This window comes from Psychromonas sp. (assembly GCF_047632955.1).
Taxonomy (GTDB): Bacteria; Pseudomonadota; Gammaproteobacteria; order Enterobacterales; family Psychromonadaceae; genus Psychromonas.
The window spans coordinates 15,188-41,129 of record NZ_JBLIED010000016.1 but is presented as its reverse complement, the minus strand read 5'-3'; the positions used below and the strand labels follow the sequence as shown (position 1 = coordinate 41,129).

Genomic DNA, 25,942 nt, shown 5'->3' with positions numbered 1-25,942 from the left:
TAAGTGCGGATAAGAGTTATATTTCTTACTTGCAGCGAGACAAGTGTAGCTCTTTATTTATATTGGGTGAGCAGATGAATTTAATCTAGTTCAAATTCATCTGGTTAATATTTAAGAGTCGCGCCCGTTGTTGTTCTACCCGCTTACATCAGCCATTTCCACCATATAAACAGTGCTAAGAAACCAAATAAATACGTCAAACCTAACCACGACAATACTTTCATTTTTTTGGTTAAGGCCAACCCTTCCGGTAAATTACTGCCGTTAACCAACTTGTAGTTAAGCAGAGCAAAAATGGGGGTAGTCATAAAGGCTAAGACCATCGCAAAATTCAGCATCGCCATCAAAGATGAAACAAAGAACAAAATAACCGCCATCGCACAAGCGCTAATCAATAACATCCAGCTATTATGGAGCGGCTCATCGTCGGATTTTTGCAGCTGTGCTTTGGCTTCTGCAAGCGCACGCGCATAACCATCGATGACGGTAATGGTGCTGCCAAAAATACAACCGAAGGCAATAACTGCAATCAAGATTCGAGACCATTCACCGATAGTACTGGCATACATGCCGACCAGTTGATGGGAAAAAGCAATGCCTGATTTTTCTAAAGTATCTGTCTGACCGTGCAAAACCAAGGCCCCAAGCGCTAAAAATGCGATAGCCAATAACGCGGTGATGATATAACCGACGTTAAAATCAAATAAAGCCGATTGATTGGTTACCTTGATCGTTTGCCGTTGTCGTTTTAACCATAACGATGTTAAGCAAGAGATTTCAATCGGCGCCGGCATCCAGCCCATGGTAATCACAATAAATCCGATAGAAGCAATGGTCCACGGCGAAGGGGAAGTAAAGTCAGCAGGCACAGCTTGTACTTGATTTGCAGCAACCACCACCGCAATCAGAGTGGTCACGGTTAACACCCCCATGATGATTTTTGCTAACCCTTCTAAGGCATTAAAGTGTCCGCGTAATAAAATTGCCAGACAAGCAATAATAACAATCCCTGATAGCACAGAGAGTGACAAATCAAAGGGTAAAAATATGCCTAATAAACTGGCACTAAAAATAGCTAACGCGGCGGTATTAATCACAGATGAAATAGCGGTTAATATAGTAAACAACCATAAATAACCTCTACCCATTTTCCCATAACCGGCGATCAAGCTTTGCCCGGTGCCCATAGTATAAGTGACACCCGCCCTGAAAAATGGATATTTAAGGAAATTAACCAGTAAAATCAGCAGCGCTAATTGCCATCCAAAAATAGCCCCGGCTTTGGTTGACGCGACAAGGTGCGAGCCGCCAACGGCAGCGGTTGCCATCATGATCCCCGGTCCAAGGGATTGAAAAAGGTGGCTGAGTTTACTTTTGGGTGTGATATCTACTATTGCGCTACTTTCCATGAACATTCCTAAATAATTTTAATGGATCATAGAAGAACACAGCGTGCAAAACAACGCAATAACCCAGCTCATAAAATGTATTTAACTTCATATAAATTAAGTGAAAGATAGTAACAGACAGGAAAACATGGACTTTACATCAAAGCCCATGAATAAATTTTGAGATGAAAAATTAATTAAAGTTTTCGAATGGTGGTATTTTGTTCAAGTTGTAAAATTAAAAGCCACTCTGTGCGCTGCGAAAAATACCACCGCGCAGCTATTTTAGAAGACCGGAGCGTTTGACCAACTCAACCGTCGTCAAAAAAACCACAATAATTACGACAAGTTCAATCACCCCGGAAACATTAGTGGGAACAATCAATTTGTCACTGATAAACGTTGCGCCTCGTATCCCGAAGGTATCACTCGCAATTTCCGAAGCCCAGGCTCCGCAAAAAGTCCCTGCGATCAAACCAATTGCATAGACTAACAAAGGTTTTAATTTTACCATTTTAACTCCCTTTATAATTGTAATGTTAGCAAATATCTTCTCTGTAAAAATACTACAGATAAGAGTGTGATTGTTGGTAACTTTATTATCTGATACTGATAAATTAAACCGCTAGATAATCTTTACTGCTGCGTAACAGATTCTCCATATCCCGAGCAATCAGTGGTCTGCTAAAATAATAGCCTTGCACTTCTTCGCATTTATTCTGGCGTAGAAATTCCAGTTGAGATGCCTCTTCAACACCTTCCGCCGTAACTGTCAACCCCATATTATGCGCCAGAGCAATAATCGCCTGAGTGACAGAAGCATCCCCCTTATCCGTGGTCACATTAATAATAAAAGAGCGATCAACCTTAAGTTTATCAATCGGGAAACGTTTTAAATAACTGAGACTTGAATAACCGGTACCAAAGTCATCAATCGCCAGATAGACACCTAATGCTTTCAGTCTATGCAAGGTTTCAACAGAACCCTCAACATCGTCCATCAACATATTTTCGGTAATTTCAAGCTCCAGGCAATGGACTGGCAGGCCGGTATCTAACAATACTTGGGACACCAGTTGATCTACACTTTGTTTAGCGAACTGTCGTGCTGATAAGTTTACTGCCACTTTAATCTCGGGCAAACCGTCATCTTGCCATTTTTTCACCTGACGGCACGCTTCTCTGAGCACCCACTCACCGATCGGTGAAATCAATCCGCTCTCCTCTGCAACCGGAATAAATTCAACCGGAGAAACTATTCCCAGTTGGGCACTGTTCCAGCGAAGCAAAGCTTCAACACCGATAATACGTCCACTTTCAAGATGTACCTGAGGTTGATAATTGATCGACAGTTCTTTATCATCGATAGCACGGCGCAAACAATTTTCTATTTCTAGTCGACGTTTACCTCCTACATTCATAGAGTCAACAAAAAGGTCATAGCCATTTTTGCCCGCATGCTTAACGAAATACATCGCGGCATCGACATTTTTAAGCAGACTTTCAACATCCTCACCGTGATCTGGAAAGATAGCAATACCGATACTGGTGCTGACAACAAAGTCATGCCCAGAAAGGTGAATACTGGATTCCATGGAGTCCAGTATTCGTTTAGCAATATTTTCGGCATCTTCTATCTGCCGGATCTCTGGCAGTAATATGGTAAACTCATCTCCACCGAGGCGGGCAAGCGTATTCTTATTTGAATATGTCTCGCAGAGACTATCGCTGCCACGAACAGTATCAGTTAAACGCCTGGCTACCTCTTGTAAAAGCTGATCACCTATACTGTGGCCATAGGTATCGTTAATTCTTTTAAAGTTATCCAAATCCAAAAATAATACCGCCCCAATTTGAGCATGGCGTTTTGCCCTTGCCACCGCCACCGCCACCCGGTCACGAAATACACTGCGGTTAGCCAATCCGGTAAGGCTATCAAAGTGAGCCATCTCAACAATCTTGTCCTGTGCCTGTTTCAATTCAGTCACATCAAGTACGGTACCTGATACCAGCCTTGCTGCACCGTTTTTGTCATAGAAGACTTCAGCCTGATGCTGTACATTTATGTGTCTGCCGTCGCACTGAGCAATACTGTGATTCAGCCCCTGGTGCTGATCCTCCTGATTTCCATTGACCAGGCCATGAATCCAACCAAGAACCTCCTTTCGTTCACTATGAGGCAGTTTGCTGATAAAACTGCGATAACTCAGCTTGGAAACTCCTCGATTCATTTCTATCATCTGATAAAGCTGCTCTGATAAATACATTTCGTTATTATTGAGGTTCCACTCCCAATTACCCAGTCGGGCAATGCGTTGTGCATTTCCTAAACGAGACTCACTTTTCTGTAATTCCTGTAACTGCTCGCTGGTATCACTAGCTCTTACCATATAACGTAATCGGTGTGCCAAAACCTTCCAATTGAAGGGCTTAGTGACAAAATCAGTCGCACCCGCTTCATAAGCCTGACGTACCGAATCAATATCGTCCTGTCCTGTCGCCATCAGTATCGGAATTAATTTACCGCAGGGGAAACTACGCAATTGTTCGCAGACTTCAAAACCACTCAGGCCCGGCATTTGCACATCCAGCAGCACGATATCCGGCTGCATTTCCTGAAACAATGCTAATGCTGTAAAACCATCTTGCGCTTCTATAACTACGAAATTTTCTTTACCCAAGGCCTGACTGGCCATCAGTCGTGCCGTGATATCATCATCAACCACTAATACTTTGGTCAATTCAGGGGGTTCGCTGATGATCTGAATTTTATGCATTATTATTCTCTTTAATTTCAATTAATGCGTCTCTGACTCGCTTATATTCTTCTTCGATACCGGCACATAGCGATTCAGCCTGATCAAGATTTTTGTCCCGCCCCCTTATTTCCAAGGTTTTACACAATTCTGCCAGGTGATGAGCGCCGAGGTTATAGCTGCTGGATTTAAAACTATGGGCCGCCTGACTCAGTGCTTCAGCATCAGACTGCGCCAGTCCCTGATTTAAGCGTTCGATATCTGTAGGGGATTTGTCCAGATACGCGTCAATAATACGATTAATGAAATGACCGTCATCATCCATCTCCCGCAGCTGCTCAATCGCAGTCGTCAGAAGCGGCCCATCTGCTACAACCATTGCGGAGTCAACAGCACAGGTAACAATCGCTTTTTTAATAACCACTTCCTCGACAACAGCAACAGAATCTGAAGCATTAGGAAGCCAGCGCTGCAGCAGGATCGCGATTTGCAATTTATTGAATGGCTTGGACAAATAATCATCCATACCGGCACTAATACAGCGCTGCCGGTCTTCTAACATGGCGTTTGCGGTAAGTGCAATGATAGGCAGACGCGGTGATCCGTTTTGCTGTTCTCCCTGGCGGATTAGCTGCGTTGCCCGATAGCCATCCATTACTGGCATCTGACAGTCCATTAACACTAAATCATAGTGCTGTTGTTGTAATTGGTTCAGTGCATCGGCACCATTACCGGCCAAATCCACCTCAACACCTAACCCCGTCAACGCTTGAAGAGCATATTCCTGATTGACCGGATGATCTTCCACCAGTAGTATTTTGCCCTGCAGTTCTATCTGTTTTTTGGCGATAGTGCGCACGAGCAAAGGATCTTCACTCAAAATCTGATCAGTTTTATTGAGCTTAAGATTAAACCAGAAAGTCGTTCCGTGACCTAACTCACTGCGAAAGCCAATATTTCCCCCCATCATTTCTATTAGCTGTTTGGAGATAGCCAGACCTAAACCAGTCCCGCCATAATTACGGGTGGTCGAACTATCAGCCTGAGAAAATGATTCAAAGATCCTATCCTGATGCTCAGCCGCAATACCTATACCTGTATCCTGCACCCGTATCTGCAGTGATAATTGCGTCACCGATGGCTCAAAAATGACCGCCGACACTGATACTTCACCTCTCTGTGTAAACTTAATAGCGTTACTGATCAAATTAGTTAATACCTGACGTAAACGAACCTTATCACCTAATACCCACGTATTTATTTCCTGAGGCAAATGGCAACTTAACTGTAATCCTTTTTTACCGGCCTGAGGGTTAAGCACAGTCACCAAATTGTCAATCAACACCCGTAATTGCATTGGGTGATTGTCAAGCTGCAGTTTACCCGCCTCTATTTTAGAAAAATCCAGAATATCATTGATAATATCCAGCAAGCCAACACCGGAGTATTTGATCAATTCCATAAAACGACGCTGCTCGGTGCTTAGTTCTGTTTCCATAACCAGGTCAGTCATCCCCAGCACACCGTTCATTGGGGTGCGAATCTCATGACTCATGGTTGCCAGAAATTCACTTTTTGCCAGACTGGCTTTCTCCGCGATTTCTTTTTCATGCCGTACCTGCAGAATATTCTCGCGAATAGATGCCTCCATAAACACAAAAGACTCTGCCAGACGCCCCACTTCATCACGGTATTTCATCGCCAAACATTGAATTTTTATGGTGTCGGGGTTTTGCTGACTGAAATCCTGTGTTGGTAATGCCTTCGCATAGGACGCCAGAGTATTCAGCGGACGGGATATGCGAAACACCAAAATCAGTGCGGCAGCTAAACTGAGCAGCGAAATCAGCCCAATAATAATGCTCTGCCGCTTGATCAGATTTTTACCCGGAGCTTTAATTTCTTCCACCGGGACGACTACCCCCAGATACCAGTCAAAGGCTTTAAAGTAGCTAATAAAAACTTCTACCTCCCGATCTCCGGAAAAAGGGTCGTTATAACTGATAGCGCTCTCATTTTTGCCATTGGCAGAAATAATTTTATCCAAAGCAATACTGTATTTAGGCAACGACCTGGATGGATCACCAATCGGATCGAAACTATCTTCCGGAGAAGCAATAAGAATTTTTTTATCACCATTAAAGAGAAAAGCATAACCGGTTTTTGCTATCTGAATTTTAGTAAAGGTCTGGGTCAGGGTGGCAATAATACTGTCCATTTTACGCTGACTTTCTTGCTCAACATTATCAAAATTAACAATTACAGCCAAGGTCCAGGGCCATCCATCGACGGGCAGAAACTGCCCCAAAAATTGACTCGATTTTACCTGTCCTGGTTGCTGCCAGGAAAAGATCGCCGTGTCGCCTTGCGGCCGCAACTGATCATCCCTCATCGCCTGATAGAGTAAACGTCCTTTAACATCCCGGATATCAGTAATAGTCTTCCCATAGAGCTCCGGTTTACTAGCAGCGAGAACAGTGCCATCATGATTAAATAGAAAAAATTCTCCTCTGGGGTAATCAATTTTACGCAACCAGTTTTTTGCTTTTTGCTGCGTTTCCTTCTCTGAAAAATTGGTATCTCTGTTGAGCAGCATAAATTCGCGCAGAACAGAGTTGCTCATCTTGGCGGTATGCACCATCTCTGCTTTTAACTGCGTTAACAACTCAATTTTGTCACTGATCAGCTGATCGTAATTAGCTCTAATATTCAGTTCAACTAATTGCAGCACGTTTTCTGCGGATGACTGCTCAGCCCGAAGCATCGCGCTGCCGACATCACGTTGCGTGAAATACAAAGTCCCCATCGAGGTGATCACCAGCACCAGTAAAATCAGTGCCACAATTTTAAATTTAAGTGAAGTTAAGATCATTCAGGAAGCTCAATCTGCCATAATAGATTATCAGCTGCTGCAAGCAGGTCTGCATTCACGTACAGACCTATATTTTCAGCGGTTTTCATATTCATTACCATACTGAATGAGCCATCAAATACCTGTTTTAAATTACGCGGTTTAGCACCATTGATAATTTTTCCTACATTATCCGCCAGAAAAACCCCTTCAGGTCCTAATCCCGATCGCCGGATTAACCCCAGAAGGTAACCATAACGAACTTGCTGTTCACCATGCTGTGCAAATGTTGGAATACCGTACCGATTAGCAATTTTAACAAGCTTTGGAGTGGTTTTGGCGTTTACTCCGCCTTGACTGGAAACGAAAATAGCATCAACTTTCGGCGCGAGCTCATCAAAGCAATCTACGACACTCTGTTCTGCCATCTGTTGTTCGGCAATATCACTCAGTGTATAACAAGGCACTATTTCAAATCCCAAATCTGCCGAGGCTTGTTCAATCAAGTCCATACCAGCATAGCTTCTGCCACTGACTGTATTTTCATAGGGTACACCCAGTTTTTTAAATCCGATCAGCTGGTGAAAAACCTGTATCTGTTGTTGTTGAAGCCTAGGATCGTAACTGGAAAACAGATGATCATAGCCTGAATCATCTATATTTTTAATAATGCCGGAACGTAACGGATCAGAAGCAGAGACCACAATAGTGGGTACCCGATGAAGATTATTTGCCAGGTCCTGTCCTGCCCATGTCCCCATCGCAAAAACCATGTCGATATCTTTATTATGATTAAGTCTCGATATCAGACTATTGCTAATTTTATGACGGCTAATATTGTCCCAATCCGCTGAATAGTAACCATCAGGAACAAACTCCAGATACTGACTATTAATATTAAGCGACAACCACTGCCACAATTTCAGGGTATCTCTATCGGGATAGTCTGGCAGTGATAGTGGTTCAATCCAGCCGAGCTTGCTCAGACCTTTCGTCATTGCATACAGATAATCATAATAATACTCATACTCACCGCCCTGATAATAAGCGATACGCCAACGTTGTTCTGGCTTAACCTGTGGACGACTACTGAAATCCTCAGCAGCGACACTGACAGTGAGAACACTGCAGCACAGCATCAAGCAGATAAAAATCTCTTGTGTTTTTTTCATCATTTTTCAGTATTCTATGATTATGGTTAATATTAATGACCGATTTTGCATATCATTCACCATCCTGAATTTTGAGGTAAATCTCATCGGCAGCCCCTAGTAGCAAAAGGGGAGGATTAAAACCGACGATCTCAGCAGTTTTCAGATTCAGTGCCACCTTTGGAGGCTCTTCGAACAGTTGGGTCAGTTGATTTGGCTTAGCACCATTAAAAACTTTTGCAAAAGTCATCGCGTGGAATGCACCAATATACTTATAGCCTGCGCGGGAAAGGCTTAACATGAAACCATATTTCACCTCTTCCACACCCGTTTGGGAGAATGTTGGAATACGATTACGGTTCGTAATACCTACCAATTTTGAAATACTATTCGCATTTATTCCACCTTGACTCGTAACGTAAATCGCATCGACTTGCTTTGACAGTTTTTCAAAACACTCTATGACGCTCTGTTCAGCAATGTTCAAGTCAATGACATCACTTTTTGTGTAGCAAGCGACCATTTTAAAGTTTAGTTTAAGAGATTGCTCTTTAATAACTTCAACTGCAGCATAGCTTCTACCACTCACAGTATTTTCATATGCAACGCCTAATCTTTTAAAGTCTACGAGTTCATGAAAAATACGTAACTGCCTTTCATGAAGCGAGGGATCAATAGTCGCGTTAATGTGATCAAACCCTGAATCATCTACACTTTTAATGATACCGGCAGCAAGAGGATCACTGGCGGAAATGACCATTGTCGGAGTACTATGCTGATTGTTAGCTAGGTCCTTTCCTGCCCAAGTGCCCATCGCAATCATCAGGTCAATGTCATTTTTATTGTTCATCCTGCTAATAACTTCTTGAGCAGTCTTAGCTCTGACATCCTCATCCCACGCCGAACTGTAGTGAGCATTCTGAACAAACTCTATATAATCGCTTTGTTCCCCATGTTCCAACCACTTCCAAAACCCAGCCGTTTGCTCACCTTTTAGCTCGGGTATATCCCGGTTTTCAACCCAACCAAGACGCATTAATCCCTTAATTGTTTCAACAAAAAGCTTCTGGTACTCGATATACTCGCCGCCTTCATAATACCCAACACGCCAGCGTTTTCCATCATTTAATACAGGTTCAAGCGAAAACGGATGATCAGTGATTTTAGCTACGGCAGGCATAATGCTCAAGGCAAATACCCCCACCAGAATGCATAGCAGATTTTTAATTATACTCATACTTTATCCTCTATAATTATCCAACATCTAAAATTACATTTAGCTAATACTCACTACCAAATTAGTAGATTGTCTTAATTATTAGTTTGTTGGGCATACTATTCTCTATTCCAGATGAAAACGACGATCTAAAGTCTTCATTGTGAGCTAACTCGACGGCAACATCATTGACAGTTTCATACAGTGATGCGGCATGCGCCTCGGCAACTGTCATACTATTGATCCTGTCAATCTCATCGTTTTCCAGCCCTCCAGATGCAATGATCTCGATGGGACCTGCGGGCATAAGACCACCATTGCGGCTTCGATACATCACTGCTTGCATTCCTGAAAGATAGCTATCAACAGGCGCATTTTCTATTGAAGAAATGACCCGACTGGATAATTTTGATTGTCTTATAACTAAGCCTAACTGATCACGCATCTCAGTCAGATAATCCCCTTGGTAATAGCCTCCCGCACAAGTCACTCCACGTGCAAAGGTAAGCGCGATGAAGCACGCCATGACAGAAGGCAACAAACGTCCCTGATCCAATGCCTCATATAGATTACTGGGAGTAAGCTCGATTTGCCAGAATTCCCCACTATCATCAACACCTACCAGCTTAAACTCGTTTCCTTCCTGTATGGGCAACAAAGGAATTTTTTGGCCATCATCCCCTACTCCCCAGAACATGAAGGTACCACTGGCTTTAGATGATTGGTGACGCAGGTCCTCTTTTTCTGTTAAGCGTCGAGTCAACTCACAGGCAGTCCAGCACCCCTTTATGCCGTCTAATCCGACCAGAAAATTTTCTCGAAGGGTGGTGCAGAACAACAATTGATACGCTAGACTATCGCTATTTTGTAGATCTTTACGTAACAGGATAGAAACGATCTTCTCCAACTCCATATAAATAAGAACGGGTTTGGTGGTCACATTACCCAGTATTTTTTCCCAGATATGCTGGTTTACAAACATGGACTGCTCGCTGTAACCTGCAACAGTCGGCGATCTTTCATTGACACAATATTTATTCAACACGCTCGATAAAGTCGACGATACTCGTTGTGGGATAGAGCATTCGGCGACACGTTTTCCTAAAACTTTCTGCGCACGTACGATCATTCCTTCATCGACACTTGCCACCTCAGACACCATTTTTCGTTTCATTCTATCTGGAAATAGTGGCAAGCGAAGTGGCAGCTTGCTCCCTTCAGTGGCATATAACAAAGCTCCTCGAGGATAAGTCAAATTATCCAACGGGATACTACCACAGGCAAAAACGGGTACTGTTTTAGCCTTCTGACCATTTGGCAGTTTGCGCTGGCTGAACAGCAGCGTACCCTGAACTGACTGGGCAAAGTAGTCTACTCCATGGTGGTTAGCCGTCAGAACCACGGGGCTCTGTTTGAGCTCTTCGCGCGCTATTGCAGCAGCCTCTTCACCGAGCAGCGGTAAGGCATATTCATAAACAGCATCCCCCAGATCTTCGTGTGACTGGTAGCGCTCGCTGGCGGTTTCGGTAACCACGTCAAGATATTCGCTCAGCGGCATATCACCGTATAACGCCAATGTTCTGTCAACGACCGGCACCCGCTTTCTGATTTCAGTCAGATAATGCTCGATCAATGAATCACCTTCCGCGGAACCGTCATCATTATTCAGATTATTCATACTACAAAATTCCTTTTTATATTTGTTGCAGTTGCTCAACTTCACGACCTGTCAAGCAGATAAAAATGAGTGCCATGACGATGTATGCCAGCCCCAGATATGTCACGCCAATACCTATATCCTCGAACACAAACAGCCAGGCGAAAATAATCGGCCCGAGCATCTGCCCGAGACGGCTGCTGGAACGAAATATTCCCATAGCCTTGCCTTCACCAAGCTCCTGAGTGATATCCAGTTTTAGTAGATATACACTTTGCGCTGACAGTACCAGACAATTGGAAAGTCCTAGTAAACAAATGGCAATGGTTGTCGCTAGCAGTCCGTCCCAGAGACTAAAGGTAAGGAATGCGAGCGCGCCGAGCAAACTGCCGATAAACACCAGCTGTTGTTTGTTTTCGGTGGCATCGATCAGCCGCCCAACTCTTGGACCGAGCACCGCCAGGCAGACACCAAAGAGCATCAACACCTGACCGATAGTGGATTCGGAGATCCCTTGTTGATTAAGATAAACCGGACTGAAATAGTTAAGAAAACCAACCACGGCAATAGACGCTGGCATACTGCTGAAAAAGATCGCAGCCAGTACCCGTTTGTCCAGCAAGAAACGCCGCAAGACAGACTTACCGGAATGCTGAAGCGGTACGGTTTTAGTCTTGCTTGGAGTAATGACCGGATATCCCAGAATCAGCAGGCTATATATCACCACGGACGTAATAATCACTGCACCGCTGAGAAACACAGCCTCGTAACCGAACTGCTCGGCCATCACCGCACCAGTTGCTGCACCGCAAATACTGCCCGCATAAAGACCGGCAGCCAAATGAGACATTCCTTGCGCCTTGGTGGATTTGTCCGTATTACGAATAACGAAACCATGAGAAGAGAGTTGTACCAGACCGTAACCAAGTCCTACCAGCCCGCGAGAGAGGATAAAATGTAGGGCATCTGGTGCCATCCAAGAATACAGTGCACCTAACGTTGCCAGTGCCAGTCCCGCATAGAAAGGCTCCTGCCAGCCGCGTCGGTCAAACCAGACACCCGCTAGCAGAATTGTCACCCCAACACAAAAAAACTCAACGGAAATGGGCAGTCCCATCATTACATTTTGCGATAGTCCGAAAAAGTTTTGGTCCATCTTTCCCATATACAGCGGAATAAAAGCCATCGACAGATCGATACCAAAAAGAAAAACGAAAATCGCCGGACGCATCAGCCGGAAGTCAACGGCTTCTTTTTGGCCCTGAATAGTTTTGGTCCGGGCAGTGAGTCTGGAGATTAAGACAAATGAGACCTCGAGGCAGATAAGTACCGCAATCAAGGTCGCAGTAACCCCGGCAGCCAGCAATTCAGGCAGAGCAGATGAGCTGGTACTAGTAGCGTAAAGCGGTTTTATATATAAGCCAAGAAACGTCACAAGCGCCACGCCTAACACCAGACTGAGTCCAGCTGCAGGTTTTCGTTGCAGCCAGAAACGGACTGCCGGCCGATATAGGTTTAACATTGCCAGAACCAGCAGACCTGCCAACAGCGACCATAATACAGCCTGAAGTTCTATCACCTCAGCTGTATGAATGCAATCATCTGCAAGAGCAGAACCCATACTGAGCAGCAGATAGGTGATTATCAGGCTCATGGGCAACATAACCAGTGCCGTAATAGTGACCGGACGTATTGAAACGGAATGAGTCATCACCACTTAAACCACCCGTTTATCTTTTTCCGGGACCGCAACAACAGACCCCTCATTTAATGCTTGAGCCAAGTTGTTATTTATAAGCGGCAGACGGTACAACGCATCAAATAACATCACAGGATTAGAGCTTATCTGCCATCCTTCCGATGTGTGTTTAATACGAATATTCGCTTGCTCATCATGCCAACGACAACGATGGGGTAAAACGTTAATATCTGAGATTTTCAGGTTTTGCATTCTATTATAAATATATGCCACCGCCAATGCACCGGTGCCACAAGCCAGCGTTTCCCTGTTGATACCCCGTTCATAACAGCGATTTTCTATCACCGCAGGATCGATACGACGGGCAAAATTAACATTTATGCCCGCACGGAAAATATGCTGCATCCGGTTGTTTATATAGTTGCCAATATGCTCCACCAGCCAGGTTCCAAAGCTTTCACGGCGCTCCGAGACTACGCTGTTATCGGAACCGGCAAAGATATAATCCGCCAGTTCCGGTGCAGAAAAGTCACTGTCTGGGAAAATAACCAAATGGGGTTCACCGGTAAACACCAACGAAGCACGGATACGTAACTCTCGTGCGCTTGTGTAACTCTTTAGGTCATCTGCACGAAACTTAACGGTCAGTTCCTGCATCTGATGAATTGTCGAAGAAATCTGTTCTGTATACTCTAAATTCACCAATTCCGGAGGCGTTAATCGCGGATACCCGAGATTAACCCAACTACCGGCCTGGTTTTTGCTTGCCCCTATATTGATAATCTTAGGCGTTGCCAGCGGGATCTCTGTCATTATGGAAGCACTGCTTATACCATGTTGGTTTAACAAATGACTAGCGATACACATCAAACCATTACCGCAACAAAGCGCTTCTTCTCCCGAAGGTTCAAACATTCGAAACAAGAATTCAGCTTTTTCAGCAAGTGGTGGTTGTACCCAGTAAGGCCGGCTTTGAGTAATTGATTGCAGCGTAGACTCATTACAACGCTGAATAACCAGCAGATTATCGCAGCCTACACCAAAACTGATATTAGTTGCCTGGAAGGCAAAACGAGACATATCATCTTCGCTGAGAACACTCTGATCAGTCTCATCAATAATAACAAAACTATTACCACAGGATGTATATTTAACTAAAGGGATCAGATTCATAATACGTGTCGGGCCTGTTATTTTATAGTTTGAGAACAACTCTCAAAATCCTTTTTATTCTACTTTTAGCTGCAGTATGATATCCATAAACCGACTTAAACATGGGCCCTGTATAAAATTCCGTTACCTATAGATACAACTAAAGAGCACAGATTAAATCCCTGCCCTATTTTCCACCAAGTTGTAACGGCACAAAAAATAACCAATTAAAACATGATCTTAAAATATTTTTTATGGTACAAAAAAACGGTAATTGAACACAATACCTAATAAATATCTTTTATACAAACATATACTCGCCATCAAAATCACACAAAAAACCAGAAAAACAAAATCTTTTATAAAATCTACATTAATAAAAAATAATGACCTATCCATAAATAATCTGGTATAGGTATATAAAGAAATGTTTATTGTAGAAGCGCAAAATATCGCTTTTATTGTTGAGTTTAAAATAGTCCACCTTTCACAAACTTCTCATAAAGAAATATATCGTTAATAAAGACTTTAAATGCAGACGTTGCTTGTATATATTTTCACCCGATATGTAGCACTGTTCCGTGCGTTTTAATCAACCTATTTTATTTCGAGTCTTATATTATTTATAACATTATTTGGTATGACAATAAAATGAGTATTTGACCTTGCACCGTTGACTTTGTTAATGCTAACAGGGGTACGCTGAACTTAACGCAATTTACAAAAACACTTCATCCAGCTGCGGGACAATCGGCATTTAATTCTATTAACAGCTCAAAATTGCATTTTTATTAACGGCCATTTTATTGGGAGCAGTACGGTGAGAAAATCAGAAACGCTAAAGTAATTTTTAATAAAGGACGGATAATCGCCTCAAGGAATGACGCGGTTATTACTGACAGTTCAGATAGATAAGATATATTACCCACAAAGTAAGCGGATGCCGCCGCTTCAGTATGCATCTGAGTCGACAGCCTCATTTGTCACAATAATGTATTTAGCCTCAAAGAAAATATTTTTATGATAAAAGCTATATGAACCGTTTTTTTGCTATGTGAAGCAATAAATATAATCCGCGCCAAGAATAAAATCGAGCTGAACAACTAAGTCAGCGCTAACAAAATACCTTTGTAAAAACTGAAATTATCACTGCTGATGAGCTTTCCTGCAGGAGTGGGAGCAAAGCAAAGATATGAAATATGCTTATCATAGTGCATATTCAACCGCTTTCTGAGCATGGATTGTTGTTGTATCTAAAAGTATCACTTGGGTATCAGCTTGCTCAACCAGCATGCCAATTTCAGTGCAGCCAAGAATGACAGCCTCGGCGCCTTGATTCGCTAAAGATTCAATAATTCGCAAATATTCGGCTTTAGATGCCGGCACTGCTTTCCCTAAACAAAGTTCTTGGTAAATAACATCATGAACAATTGCTCTGTCTGCTTGATTCGGAACCAAAACGCTTAAACCATAATTTTCGCTTAATCTGCCCTTATAAAATTGCTGCTCCATTGTAAAAGCGGTTCCCAGTAAACCTACTGTTTCAATGCCTTTTTTTGCCAGCACCTCAGCCGTTGCATCGGCTATATGAAGCAGGGGAATATCAATAGCCGCTTCTATCTGTGGCGCTACTCTATGCATAGTATTGGTACAGATAAGTAAAAAATCCGCTCCAGCCGCTTGCACATTCTTAGCAGCTTCAATAAGTATTTCCGCTGTTCCTTCCCAGTCCCCCTGCTGCTGTAATTTTTCAATGGGATCAAAATCAACACTATAAATAGCGATTTTTGCTGAGTGCAGCCCGCCAAGCGAATCTTTTATACCTTCATTGATGGCACGGTAATAACCGAGCGTACTTTCCCAGCTCATTCCGCCTAAAAGCCCAATTGTTTTCATATTATTTCTCTGCCTGTATTTATACCAAACGCATTAATAAAGTGATCTAATTTGCTATTTAAAATTGAACATAAATTTAATAGTTGTCTTATTTGAACGCCAACTAGCACCAACCATAACAACAAACGCATAGCTCGTAGGGTGCATTCTATGCACCGATTTCCGCTGCCCGCGGAACATAGAATGCACCCTACCGATAACACCATATCAAATGAATTCATAAAGTAATCAGATTTACTATTCAAAATCATACCGGCGCCCAACAGCAAAATCGCAAACCAATCATCACATAGTATGATCACTCCGACGCGGCAATCAGGCTTACATCACCACCCGCTGCCGTAGTGTCGACACACAGGTGCCGTGCTATGACAAAACGCTCCGTAGCATCAAGCTCGGTGATCAGCGGCAGTAATGCACCCTTGCGTTTCGCCAGAGCTACTCGATATGCATGCAGGGTTGGTTGTGTCGCAGAACTGGTCACTGCCGCAAATCCGTTAACGTGCTCAAGCGCTTGCGGCTGCAGCAGACCGTCCAGTGCGATCATCGCAACGCCTTCAGAGATCGCGGCAGCAAAGCGCGCTTCCGCGCCGGGAGCAACGACCACTACAGAATTGCCCTGCGACAGTGCGATGCCCGCCTGCTTAAAGGCGCATTGCAGATTGGGGCCGAGACAAACAACCACACCGCGCGGATGAAAGGAAAGACGATTGAGCTCTCCCGTTGGTCCGGGCATTTCTTTCGCAGTAATTGCCAAAGTGGCGGGCAGAACGCCAAAGAGCGGCCTGAGTCGCTTAGCACAATCGACAGTCTGGCAGGCGTTTTGATCTTTGCCGTCCAACTGATCAATGACACTTTGTAATTGCGCTGCACTGACGGCTGGTCTTGCGGCAGCCTCAACCTCATCGATGTTTTTGGATTTCATAAAGCGGCGCACATAATGAGGTCCACCAGCCTTCGGACCTGTACCGGAAAGTCCTTCTCCACCAAAAGGCTGGGAACCGACGATAGCACCAATCTGGTTGCGGTTGACGTAGATATTGCCCATTTTAACCCGCTTGACGATTCGCGCTATCTGCGTATCCATGCGTGTATGCAATCCGAAGGTCAGACCAAAACCTTTGGCGTTAATCTGATCGATGACCTTGTCAATCTCATTAGCCTTGAACGTCGCAACATGCAGAACCGGACCGAATATCTCCTCTTCCAGCTCCTCAATACCTGCAAGTTTAATCACAGTCGGCGATACAAAGAAACCCTGCTGTGGAGCCGGTAAAGTTTTCATCACCCGTCCCAAGTCTGCAAATTTCCGGCAATGCGCTTCAATTTTCTGCTTAGATTTAAGGTCGATCACCGGCCCGACATCCGTCGAAAGTAACCAGGGATCACCTATACTGAGCAAATCCATAGCACCGTATAACATGGTCAGTAAATGCTCTGCAATATCTTCCTGAACATAGAGCATGCGCAGCGCGGAACAACGCTGCCCGGCACTCTGAAACGCTGAAGAAAGCACATCTCGTACAACCTGTTCCGGCAAAGCGGTTGAATCGACAATCATGGCATTCAATCCCCCCGTTTCGGCAATCAGCGGCGCATTCGCAGCTAACGAGTTGGCCATCACTCGGTTAATATGCTGAGCTGTGTCCGTCGATCCGGTGAAACAAACGCCCGCAATGCGGGGATCACCGGTTAACGCGGCGCCGACTGACTTTCCGGAACCGGGTAACAGTTGTATAACCGCTTTGGGGATCCCGGCCTGATGCATCAGCTCGACAGCCCGTGTTGCTATCAACACGGTATTGCTGGCCGGTTTAGCAATAACGGTGTTACCCGCCGCCACTGCTGCGAGCGCCTGTCCTGCAAAGATGGCAAGCGGAAAATTCCAGGGAGAGATGCAGGCAAACACCCCGCGACCCGAGCCAAATTCCTTGTTTTCTTGCGCCTCATCCGCATAATAACGGGCAAAGTCCACCGCTTCGCGGATCTCGGCGATCGCATCCGCCATGTTCTTACCCGCTTCCCGAGTTGCCAGCGCAAACAACTCATAGGCATGGCTTTCAAACAGATCCGCCACGCGCCGTATACAGACGTTACGCTGATCAATCGGCAGTGCCGACCAGGCTGGAAAAGCGGATTGGGCTGCTTCGATCGCAGTCTCGATATCTGTGGCGGAAGCTTGAATAACGTGCCCGAGCAGATCGTCAGGGTCCGCCGGATTTCGTACTTCCAGCGTTTCTGTGCTGTGCACCTTAGCAGCTAAAACAGGTCCGCCTTGCCACTGATGATCCTTGAATTTCGCACGCGCCATGTCAATCATATTGACTTCGTCGGCATTACTGATATCCCAACCTTTGGAATTGCGACGTTTAGCGCCGTAAAGAGCATGTGGTCGTATAATCGTTTTACTGGTCAAGACGTTTTTCATGACTTCCACAACGCCAAAGGGATCGCGGGCAATCTCATCAGGTTTAATACTGTCATCGACAATCTGGTTAACAAAGGAGCTGTTAGCACCGTTCTCAAGCAGACGCCTGACCAGATAAGCTAATAAATCCTGATGTTGTCCGACCGGCGCGTAGATTCGGCAGTGCGCCTGCTTGTTGCTGACAATAGCATCGAACAGTGATTCGCCCATGCCGTGCAGACGCTGAAACTCAAAGCTGTCGGGATCTTTGCATAATTTCAGTACGACAGACACCGAATGCGCGTTGTGAGAGGCAAACTGCGGATAAAAACGGTCAGTCATACTCAACAATTTTTTGGCGCAAGCGATGTAAGACAGGTCACTGTTAACCTTGCGGGTAAACACCGGAAAGCCTTTCAGCCCCATCACTTGTGCACGCTTGATTTCCGCATCCCAATAGGCACCTTTCACCAGTCGCACTATCATGCGTCGATCCAGCTTGTGCGCTAACGCATACAACCAGTCAATTACGTGAGGAGCGCGCGGTCCAAAGGCCTGCACAGCAAAACCGAAACCATCCCACCCGGCTAAAGAAGGATCAGAGAATACCGCTTCAACGATATCCAAAGAAAGATCCAGTCTATCGGCCTCTTCAGCATCAATGCTAAAGCCCATATTGGCAGCCTTCGACTTCTGCGCCAGTTCCAAAACGCGGGGCACCAGTTCCTTCATGACCCGATCTTTTTGAGCAAACTCATAACGGGCGTACAGCGCGGATAATTTAACCGAAATCCCTGGATTCTTACGTACTTCGTTTGATTTGACTAAGGGTGCCAGGTTATCGAGAGCGACCAAATAGGCACGGTGGTAGCGCAGAGCATCAGCGTCCGTTCGAGCCGCTTCCCCGAGCATATCGTATGAATAGGTATAACCCCGCGCCTCATATTTTTTGCTGTGTTTAATCGCTTCCGGAAGGTCACGCCCCAACACAAATTGCCGTCCCATTCCCTTCATCGCCTGATCAAAGGCGGCACGTACCACCGGCACACCGACCCGCTTGATCATTTTGCGCAGCGTATGTGCGATGCCCTTCTTTTCAACCGGTTTGATAAGCTTGCCGGTCACAAATAGCCCAAGACTGGCGGCATTAACCACAGAAAATTTGGACTCTCCCAGATGCTTATTCCAGTCGGCAGAGGATATTTTATCTTCAATCAGGGCATCAATAGTATGCTTGTCCGGCACTCTCAACAGCGCCTCGGCCAGACACATAAGTGCAACACCTTCGTGGTTATTTAGCCCGTACACAGAGAGAAACATTTCCATTACTGTCGGCTTGGATTCAGTGCGCACAGTGCGCACCAATTCTGCCGCATGAGCACAGATAGACGTTCGCTGATCAAGAGAAAGTTGGGTATCGGCCACCAAGGTATTTACGACTTCGGTTTCATCTGCCAGATAGTGAACACGGATATTTTCACGGTATTCAGCCATGGACTGTAATTTATTAGCCCCCATTAACTTATCTCCCCTGTTGTTTATTTATTTAAAACATACATTCTCTGCTTTGAACTGAGTTTTGATAGCCTGAGACGGAGCTGCGCACAAGCGGTAGACGGTGCGAATAACCCGCAAGGTTGATCACGACAAGCCGCTCTATTGATTACCATCGTCATTAATTTTTCCTCCCCGAATGCAGAGAAAATCTCTAACCAAAAGTAAACAATATAACCGATTGATTTTAAAGTCGCATAAAAAAGCCCCAAGCAGTTAAATAACTTGAGGCTAACCATAAAAATAGAAGATTTTATGTCTGACTTTTTGGATTAACGCTCAACCCTCGCTGGTCTTTAAAAAAACAAGGTCTCTGCTGGGCGTTATGGTTAGACAGTTAAAGTGCAGATGACGGTTTTTCAAAACACATTACGGCTGCTGTATTGGTTTTATTAGCGGTAGTGTACTCGGACATGTAAATCATTCTCCAACCATCATAATTTTTAAGAATCTCATTGGTATCCTCATCATCGCCGGTTGTGTAATTAGCACAACGCGTCATCATACTAGAGCCTTCGCTAGCAGATTCTCTGGCTTGAGAACTGATATTGGCTGCAGCGCAGCCCGTTAAAAGAACAACAACACTTAAACTTAATAACAACTTCATTCTATTTCCTTATATGTGCACCCTGTCATTCAACCTTCGGCCTCGGGTGCTAAAAAGCCTGAAAGACTATCTCGCCTTGATTCTGTTTTTGCTGTTTTTTTTAAGAAAAAACGCGACAACCCTTATGCCAATGCACCAAGTTGTTCTCTATTTTGTTAATCAAGGTAGCCTTTTTTCTTCAGCTCTTTTTCACTCAGGTATTCTTTACAAACTAAAGTAATTCCCAGCGCGACAATGAAAAAAGCACCCAAGGTAATCAGTAACTTCCAAAATAATGCCGTTTCCATGATAGAAAACCACATTTGAACCAGAGACAGTAAGACCGCTAATACAAAAAGAGCCGTGCAAATTATGGCGCCGCCTTTCATCGTGCTCTCCCCAAGACCACTACATAGGCTTCTCTTTTCCAAAGCAGCAGCATTCTACGGATGTCTTTCTCCATGGTTTGTACTCTCCAGCCTTGAGAAGCATTTTCATTAAGAAAATTCGAGAATTTAACGGGATCAACTTTTGAGTTACCAAGTAACAGTGACCCTAACATTCCCTCTTGATATATAACGACTTTGTATTCCATTGTAATTCCTTTATATTTAGTTTATTGCTGATGCCGTAAACATTAGCGCATAGATTGGTACTGTTTTTCTTCTTTGATTTTTTAGCAAAAAAAGAGAAAAATGTATCGAGTCCGAGTGCAACAATTTGTTATAAGCTATTTTATTACCTTCAGATAGGATGGCAGACGAATTTTCCCAACCTTCTGAGTTTCTTGATTAAGAAACTCCTTTTTAGCACTATCAATTAATATTTCTAATTTATTTAAATAATATTCACACAACTCTTCAATGGACTTGTTCTTTAACTTATTGTCTTCAGGAACGGGCAATTCACTAAAATGTTGTTGTACCTTAGCCATGCTTTCTGGAATGTTTACGTAATAATGTTCTTCCGTACCGTCAGCAAGTTCTATAACCCAACCACTACCGCCAGTTTGATCTCCAATAAAAAAACCTTTATAGCCTGGTGGAGGGGTTCCTAGCTTAGCTATATCATTAGAAGAAAAGCTTGCAGAAACAGAAGTACTAATAGGTAGTTTTCCTTGTTTTAATATTTCGTTTCTTAACGTCACGAAGTATTTCATTAAAACATTTGCTTTCATTTCTTCTTGTAGTGGCAAATACCATTCATTAAATTTATCTTCTCCGACAGGAGTTTTTAAGTTTTGCAGTACAAAAGTTACTGACCGACCAAAAACGACAAGATTACGTAACCCTGAGAAGCGGCGACCTCTATTTGCTAAAGTAAGGTCATCAAATCCAAATCTGGCCGTTTGATATGTATCTTCAGCTTTTTGAATTATTGCTTGAATTTCAATACTCACGATATCTCCATTGGCTTATAACAGCGTATTAGTCTCCATTCTCACTAATACACATTTTAAATCTTATTTATTAATGAAAACTATATCACAACAGACTTATAAAACAGTTAGATAGATTCAATGATTGATTGTAAATTGATTGGTTGTATTGGGAGATAAATGAAAAGTAGAACAGCTAATCAACAGATGGAAAGTCAAACTTATAACCATTCAATTAAGGAGATGATCTGATTAATTGGATGGTTATTGTTTGAAGATAAATAAGATTTACGCATTTTCCGCTGGTAAGTATGACTTTATAATTTCATATAAGCGGGGACGGAATTGGGCAATTTCTTGATTAGAAAGCCCTTCCAGAGAATGCGGATATTTTAACCATGCATCTGTCTCATGAAGATAATAGTCTGGAATGCGATCCGTCTTATTACGTGTCGGTTTAAAATAAGGGACTGCAACTCTCACATCTGCAGGCATATTGAGCCGGGTCTGCTTGTGCAATTCATCGATAATAGCCTCAATTGAGCGACCGGTATCAAATACATCATCGACCAGTAATAATTTGTCATGCTGCTGGAGATTCTTGACTAAATAGTTAAGCCCGTGGACTCTGACTTCTTTGGCCTGCTGATCGATTGCTGCGGCATAGGAGGATGTCCTGATGGCAATATGATCTGATGTAATGCCATGTACCGCCAAAAACTCCTGAACGGCGATACCGATTGGCGCACCTCCGCGCCATATTGCGACAATAAAGGTGGGCTCAAAACCACTGTCTAGAATCTGACGTGCAAGTGCGTATGAATCTTCTAATAAAGATTGCGCTGTTAAGTACTGTTTTTCTGCCATATTAATTCCAGTTAAATAGTCATCACGTTGTGCCTTGCCTTGCTATTCTAGTGAGTGACTGAATGCGGCACCTTGGTTGGCAACGGGGTTAGATATACAGTCGCTAAACCTTGAAAAAACACTGCGTTTATGTTCTAATTCGCGACCTAAATGATTGATAATATACCACATTCAATCGGTAATTTCTTGGTAAAAAATCGTGAAAAAAATATTTTTAGATGAAGATTCATTAATCGAACAGTCCTTTCAATTAGCAACCCAAATAATGGCCAGCGGTTTTAAACCGACCTTTATTGTCGGATTATGGCGTGGTGGCAGTTCGGTTGGTATTTATGTGCAGGAATGCCTGCAGACATTAGGTGTTAAAACGGATCACATCTCCATTCGCACCTCCTACGGCGGTTACGACAGTTACCAGCAAAACAGTGATTGTGCACAACCGATTCAGGTGCATGGTCTGACTTATTTAGTTAAAATGCTAAATGCGGATGATAAATTGCTGATCGTTGATGATATGTATCGTTCCGGAAAAAGTGCTCAAGCCGTTATTGATGAGCTGCAAAAAAGACTCAGACGCAATATGCCGTCCGATGTTCGAATTGCGACCGTGTGGAAAAAAGCCTCATTAACCGAGCAGAAAAGTCCTCACTTTTATGTAAATGCAACCAATGACTGGGTTGTCTTTCCCTATGAGCTGCAGGGTTTATCCCTTGATGAAATTAAAGAGCATAAGTCTTTTGCTTATAACTCGATTGATTCGGACTTATTTATTAAAAGTTAAACCGGTTATATTAACCCCGTATACGTTTATCTGAGAGCAATTAGGCAACATATGGGGTCATTCTATTTTCCGTTCTATCCAATATACCCGCACGGCCTAAGCACTTTGAGAGTAGTAATGATTTTAAATGATAAAGCGGATCACTTAACTAATACGTTTGCGATGATCATTTTTGTTAGGATATTTTTTACAAAACAGTGCCCCGCCTGAAGGCGCGATTCCAAATGATAAAGTCTGCCCGGCTCTCGGAACTGAGCCTTTAGGCTCGGCATTTGGTATTTTTCTGAAGTAACGTATTGATAACAAACATATTAAATTTATACTCAATGCCTTCAAAGACAAAATTGACACTCATAAAGTAGTAGTGATGATTTTAAATGATAAAGCTGATCACTTAATTAATGCGTTTGCGATGATCATTTTTGTTAGGATATTTTTTACAAAATATTGCCCCGCCTGAAGGCGCGATTCCAAATGATAAAGTCTGCCCGGCTCTCGGAACTGAGCCTCTAGGCTCGGCATTTGGTGTTTTTCTGAAGTGGCGTATTGATAACAAACATATTAAATTTATGCTCAATGCCTTCAAAGGCAAAATTGACACTCATAAAGCAGTAGTAATGATTTTTGATGATAAAGCGGATCACTTAACTAATACGTTTGCGATGATCATTTTTGTTAGGATATTTTTTACAAAACAGTGCCCCGCCTGAAGGCGCGATTCAAAATGATAAAGTCTGCCCGGCTCTCGGAACTGAGCCTTTAGGCTCGGCATTTGGTGTTTTTCTGAAGTGGCGTATTGATAACAAACATATTAAATTTATGCTCAATGCCTTCAAAGGCAAAATTGACACTCATAAAGCAGTAGTGATGATTTTGAATGATAAAGCGGATCACTTAACTAATACGTTTGCTATGATCATTTTTATTAGGATATTTTTTACAAAATATTGCCCCGCCTGAAGGCGCGATTCCAAATGATAAAGTCTGCCCGGCTCTCGGAACTGAGCCTTTAGGCTCGGCATTTGGTATTTTTCTGACTGCGGGCTAATTAAGCTATGTGGCATTTTGGTCACTCCAGCCGATTGATTTTTTCAATCTGCAGGAGTGACCAACTTAAGCATTCACTTGCTATTAATCTTTCATATCTTCCGGCAGCACCAGATTCAGGATAATCGCAGTGATCCCACCAGCTGCCATGCCTGAGGATAAAACGCCTTTTACCCATTCCGGCATGAACTGCAGGATTTCAGGATTCTGTCCAATACCCAGCCCCATTGAAAATGACAATGCCATGATCAGAATGGCACGACGGTCGAGATCGCAGCGCGAGATAATGCGTATTCCGGAAGCGGCAATAGTACCGAACATCACAATAGTCGCACCGCCTAAGACAGGTTCAGGAATCAGCTGAACTAAGTTTGCCACACCCGGAAACAGGCCAAGCAGTACCAGCATACCTGCCACAAAGTAGCCGATATAACGGCTGGCAACACCGGTCAGTTGGATAATACCGTTGTTCTGGCTGAAGGTTGAATTAGGGAAGCTGTTCAATACCGATGCAAGCGCCGAATTAATACCATCTGCCAGTACCCCGCCCTTGATACGCTTAAGGTAAAGGGGCCCCGCGACCGGTTGCTCAGAAGTTTCTGATGTAGCAGTGATATCGCCGATAGCTTCCAGCGAAGTAATAGCAAAAACAATAATCAGCGGGATCAATAGCCCCCAGTCAAACCCTAAGCCGTATTGCATCGGCATCGGAATAGCAATCAAAGCGGTCTCTGATACGCTGGAGGTGTCCAGCATATCCGTAAACCATGCCAGTAATGTGCCCGCTGCCATAGCAATGACGATCGACGAGACCCGCAGATAGGGATTTTTCATCCGATTTAATAACACGATGAACCCCAAAACCGTGCCGGCCAGCATTAAGTTATCCAGGCTGCCGAAGCTGTTATTTTCAATGGCAGCATAACCGCCCCCCATAGAGGTTAAGCCAATCTGGATCAGGGTGAGTCCTATCAAAGTGACCACTATGCCCGAGATGAGCGGAGTAATAATACGCTGAGTGTATTGCAGTATTCGAGAAATAAACACTTCCGTCAGAGAGGCAAACAGAATGGTACCGAAGATAGCGGCCATCATAGTGGGAATATCGGCTCCCCCTGCTTTGAGTGCTAAACCGGCGCCAATGATCGGACCGAGGAAGTTAAAGCTGGTGCCCTGAATCGACAGCAAGCCGGAGCCTATCGGACCAAAGGTGCGAATTTGAATAAACGAGGCTATCCCGGAGGCAAACAATGACATGCTGACAATAGTATTGGTATCGCTGGCGGGTAAACCAAGTGCCTGACAAATGATCAGCGATGGCGTGATCACCGCGACAAACATCGCCAATAGGTGTTGGGTGGCTGCAAAAAGGGTTTCCGGTAGTGGTGGTCGGTCTTCTAAACGATAGATCAGATCAGAGTTACGGGGAATTTTTATCTCGCTATGCGGGTGGGACATGGGTGTTATTTTCCTTGGTTTTATAGCAACCTTATTAATTTTCTGATCTGTTTTGCTCACTCAAATTGATGTTTACAGAGCTACTACTCATTCAAATA

The 25,942-nt window shown here is 43.8% G+C and carries 19 protein-coding genes; 2 read left to right on the top strand and 17 right to left on the bottom strand.

What is annotated here, in order from left to right; translation table 11 throughout:
• Positions 1-143 precede the first annotated feature (143 nt).
• The 16 genes from ACJAZP_RS11285 to ACJAZP_RS11210 all read right to left on the bottom strand — a co-directional run bounded on the left by ACJAZP_RS11285 (position 144) and on the right by ACJAZP_RS11210 (position 22,558).
• The gene (locus tag ACJAZP_RS11285; RefSeq protein ID WP_415230845.1) at positions 144-1,409 is read right to left on the bottom strand and encodes an NRAMP family divalent metal transporter; all 1,266 of its coding nucleotides are present in this window, start codon (positions 1,407-1,409) and stop codon (positions 144-146) included.
• A 259-nt stretch (positions 1,410-1,668) separates the two neighbouring features.
• Entirely contained in the window at positions 1,669-1,902 is a 234-nt protein-coding gene (locus ACJAZP_RS11280) for a hypothetical protein (RefSeq protein ID WP_415230844.1), read from the bottom strand.
• Positions 1,903-2,005: 103 nt separating this feature from the next.
• A complete protein-coding gene (locus ACJAZP_RS11275; protein WP_415230843.1) occupies positions 2,006-4,165 on the bottom strand; it encodes an EAL domain-containing protein in 2,160 nt (719 codons plus the stop codon).
• Positions 4,158-7,016: a cache domain-containing protein gene (locus ACJAZP_RS11270; RefSeq protein WP_415230842.1), complete on the bottom strand. Its 2,859-nt coding sequence runs from the start codon at positions 7,014-7,016 to the stop codon at positions 4,158-4,160. The genes ACJAZP_RS11275 and ACJAZP_RS11270 overlap by 8 nt, the downstream gene beginning before the upstream one ends.
• The gene (locus ACJAZP_RS11265) at positions 7,013-8,167 is read right to left on the bottom strand and encodes an ABC transporter substrate-binding protein (protein WP_415230841.1); all 1,155 of its coding nucleotides are present in this window, start codon (positions 8,165-8,167) and stop codon (positions 7,013-7,015) included. The genes ACJAZP_RS11270 and ACJAZP_RS11265 overlap by 4 nt, the downstream gene beginning before the upstream one ends.
• A 52-nt stretch (positions 8,168-8,219) precedes the next feature.
• A complete protein-coding gene (locus ACJAZP_RS11260; RefSeq protein WP_415230840.1) occupies positions 8,220-9,383 on the bottom strand; it encodes an ABC transporter substrate-binding protein in 1,164 nt (387 codons plus the stop codon).
• Between the two features lie 61 nt (positions 9,384-9,444).
• Positions 9,445-11,040 carry a hypothetical protein gene (locus tag ACJAZP_RS11255; protein WP_415230839.1) on the bottom strand — a complete coding sequence of 532 codons (1,596 nt, stop codon included), beginning with the start codon at positions 11,038-11,040 and terminating at the stop codon, positions 9,445-9,447.
• Positions 11,041-11,056: 16 nt separating this feature from the next.
• Positions 11,057-12,673, bottom strand: coding sequence for an MFS transporter (locus ACJAZP_RS11250; protein WP_415230838.1), 1,617 nt, complete (start codon positions 12,671-12,673; stop codon positions 11,057-11,059).
• 63 nt (positions 12,674-12,736) lie between these two features.
• A complete protein-coding gene (locus tag ACJAZP_RS11245; RefSeq protein WP_415230837.1) occupies positions 12,737-13,930 on the bottom strand; it encodes a diaminopimelate epimerase in 1,194 nt (397 codons plus the stop codon).
• Between the two features lie 1,146 nt (positions 13,931-15,076).
• Entirely contained in the window at positions 15,077-15,766 is a 690-nt protein-coding gene (locus ACJAZP_RS11240) for an aspartate/glutamate racemase family protein (RefSeq protein WP_415230836.1), read from the bottom strand.
• Between the two features lie 298 nt (positions 15,767-16,064).
• The gene (putA, locus tag ACJAZP_RS11235; protein ID WP_415230835.1) at positions 16,065-19,691 is read right to left on the bottom strand and encodes a bifunctional proline dehydrogenase/L-glutamate gamma-semialdehyde dehydrogenase PutA; all 3,627 of its coding nucleotides are present in this window, start codon (positions 19,689-19,691) and stop codon (positions 16,065-16,067) included.
• Positions 19,692-20,064: 373 nt separating this feature from the next.
• On the bottom strand, positions 20,065-20,334 hold the full coding sequence (locus tag ACJAZP_RS11230) for a hypothetical protein (protein WP_415230834.1): 270 nt from the start codon (positions 20,332-20,334) through the stop codon (positions 20,065-20,067).
• Between the two features lie 155 nt (positions 20,335-20,489).
• Positions 20,490-20,702, bottom strand: coding sequence for a hypothetical protein (locus ACJAZP_RS11225; protein WP_415230833.1), 213 nt, complete (start codon positions 20,700-20,702; stop codon positions 20,490-20,492).
• Positions 20,699-20,908: a DUF4177 domain-containing protein gene (locus tag ACJAZP_RS11220; protein WP_415230832.1), complete on the bottom strand. Its 210-nt coding sequence runs from the start codon at positions 20,906-20,908 to the stop codon at positions 20,699-20,701. The genes ACJAZP_RS11225 and ACJAZP_RS11220 overlap by 4 nt, the downstream gene beginning before the upstream one ends.
• 135 nt (positions 20,909-21,043) lie before the next feature.
• On the bottom strand, positions 21,044-21,712 hold the full coding sequence (locus tag ACJAZP_RS11215; RefSeq protein ID WP_415230831.1) for a hypothetical protein: 669 nt from the start codon (positions 21,710-21,712) through the stop codon (positions 21,044-21,046).
• Between the two features lie 267 nt (positions 21,713-21,979).
• Positions 21,980-22,558 (bottom strand): phosphoribosyltransferase, encoded by a 579-nt coding sequence (locus tag ACJAZP_RS11210; RefSeq protein WP_415230830.1) that lies wholly within the window; start codon positions 22,556-22,558, stop codon positions 21,980-21,982.
• Between the two features lie 199 nt (positions 22,559-22,757).
• Between ACJAZP_RS11210 and ACJAZP_RS11205 the strand changes: the two genes are divergently transcribed.
• Both ACJAZP_RS11205 and ACJAZP_RS11200 read left to right on the top strand, forming a co-directional pair.
• Positions 22,758-23,339, top strand: a complete 582-nt coding sequence (locus tag ACJAZP_RS11205; RefSeq protein WP_415230829.1) for a phosphoribosyltransferase — start codon at positions 22,758-22,760, stop codon at positions 23,337-23,339.
• Between the two features lie 422 nt (positions 23,340-23,761).
• The gene (locus ACJAZP_RS11200) at positions 23,762-24,049 is read left to right on the top strand and encodes a hypothetical protein (RefSeq protein ID WP_415230828.1); all 288 of its coding nucleotides are present in this window, start codon (positions 23,762-23,764) and stop codon (positions 24,047-24,049) included.
• 421 nt (positions 24,050-24,470) lie between these two features.
• Here ACJAZP_RS11200 and ACJAZP_RS11195 read toward each other — a convergent pair whose 3' ends face one another.
• Entirely contained in the window at positions 24,471-25,844 is a 1,374-nt protein-coding gene (locus tag ACJAZP_RS11195) for a uracil-xanthine permease family protein (RefSeq protein WP_415230827.1), read from the bottom strand.
• Positions 25,845-25,942 lie beyond the last annotated feature (98 nt).

Coding starts and splice junctions, on each gene's coding strand:
- ACJAZP_RS11285 (WP_415230845.1), bottom strand. CDS start 1,409: ATGGAAAGTAGCGCAATAGTAGATATCACACCCAAAAGTAAACTCAGC.
- ACJAZP_RS11280 (WP_415230844.1), bottom strand. CDS start 1,902: ATGGTAAAATTAAAACCTTTGTTAGTCTATGCAATTGGTTTGATCGCA.
- ACJAZP_RS11275 (WP_415230843.1), bottom strand. CDS start 4,165: ATGCATAAAATTCAGATCATCAGCGAACCCCCTGAATTGACCAAAGTA.
- ACJAZP_RS11270 (WP_415230842.1), bottom strand. CDS start 7,016: ATGATCTTAACTTCACTTAAATTTAAAATTGTGGCACTGATTTTACTG.
- ACJAZP_RS11265 (WP_415230841.1), bottom strand. CDS start 8,167: ATGAAAAAAACACAAGAGATTTTTATCTGCTTGATGCTGTGCTGCAGT.
- ACJAZP_RS11260 (WP_415230840.1), bottom strand. CDS start 9,383: ATGAGTATAATTAAAAATCTGCTATGCATTCTGGTGGGGGTATTTGCC.
- ACJAZP_RS11255 (WP_415230839.1), bottom strand. CDS start 11,040: ATGAATAATCTGAATAATGATGACGGTTCCGCGGAAGGTGATTCATTG.
- ACJAZP_RS11250 (WP_415230838.1), bottom strand. CDS start 12,673: ATGAGCCTGATAATCACCTATCTGCTGCTCAGTATGGGTTCTGCTCTT.
- ACJAZP_RS11240 (WP_415230836.1), bottom strand. CDS start 15,766: ATGAAAACAATTGGGCTTTTAGGCGGAATGAGCTGGGAAAGTACGCTC.
- putA (WP_415230835.1), bottom strand. CDS start 19,691: ATGGGGGCTAATAAATTACAGTCCATGGCTGAATACCGTGAAAATATC.
- ACJAZP_RS11230 (WP_415230834.1), bottom strand. CDS start 20,334: ATGAAGTTGTTATTAAGTTTAAGTGTTGTTGTTCTTTTAACGGGCTGC.
- ACJAZP_RS11225 (WP_415230833.1), bottom strand. CDS start 20,702: ATGAAAGGCGGCGCCATAATTTGCACGGCTCTTTTTGTATTAGCGGTC.
- ACJAZP_RS11220 (WP_415230832.1), bottom strand. CDS start 20,908: ATGGAATACAAAGTCGTTATATATCAAGAGGGAATGTTAGGGTCACTG.
- ACJAZP_RS11210 (WP_415230830.1), bottom strand. CDS start 22,558: ATGGCAGAAAAACAGTACTTAACAGCGCAATCTTTATTAGAAGATTCA.
- ACJAZP_RS11195 (WP_415230827.1), bottom strand. CDS start 25,844: ATGTCCCACCCGCATAGCGAGATAAAAATTCCCCGTAACTCTGATCTG.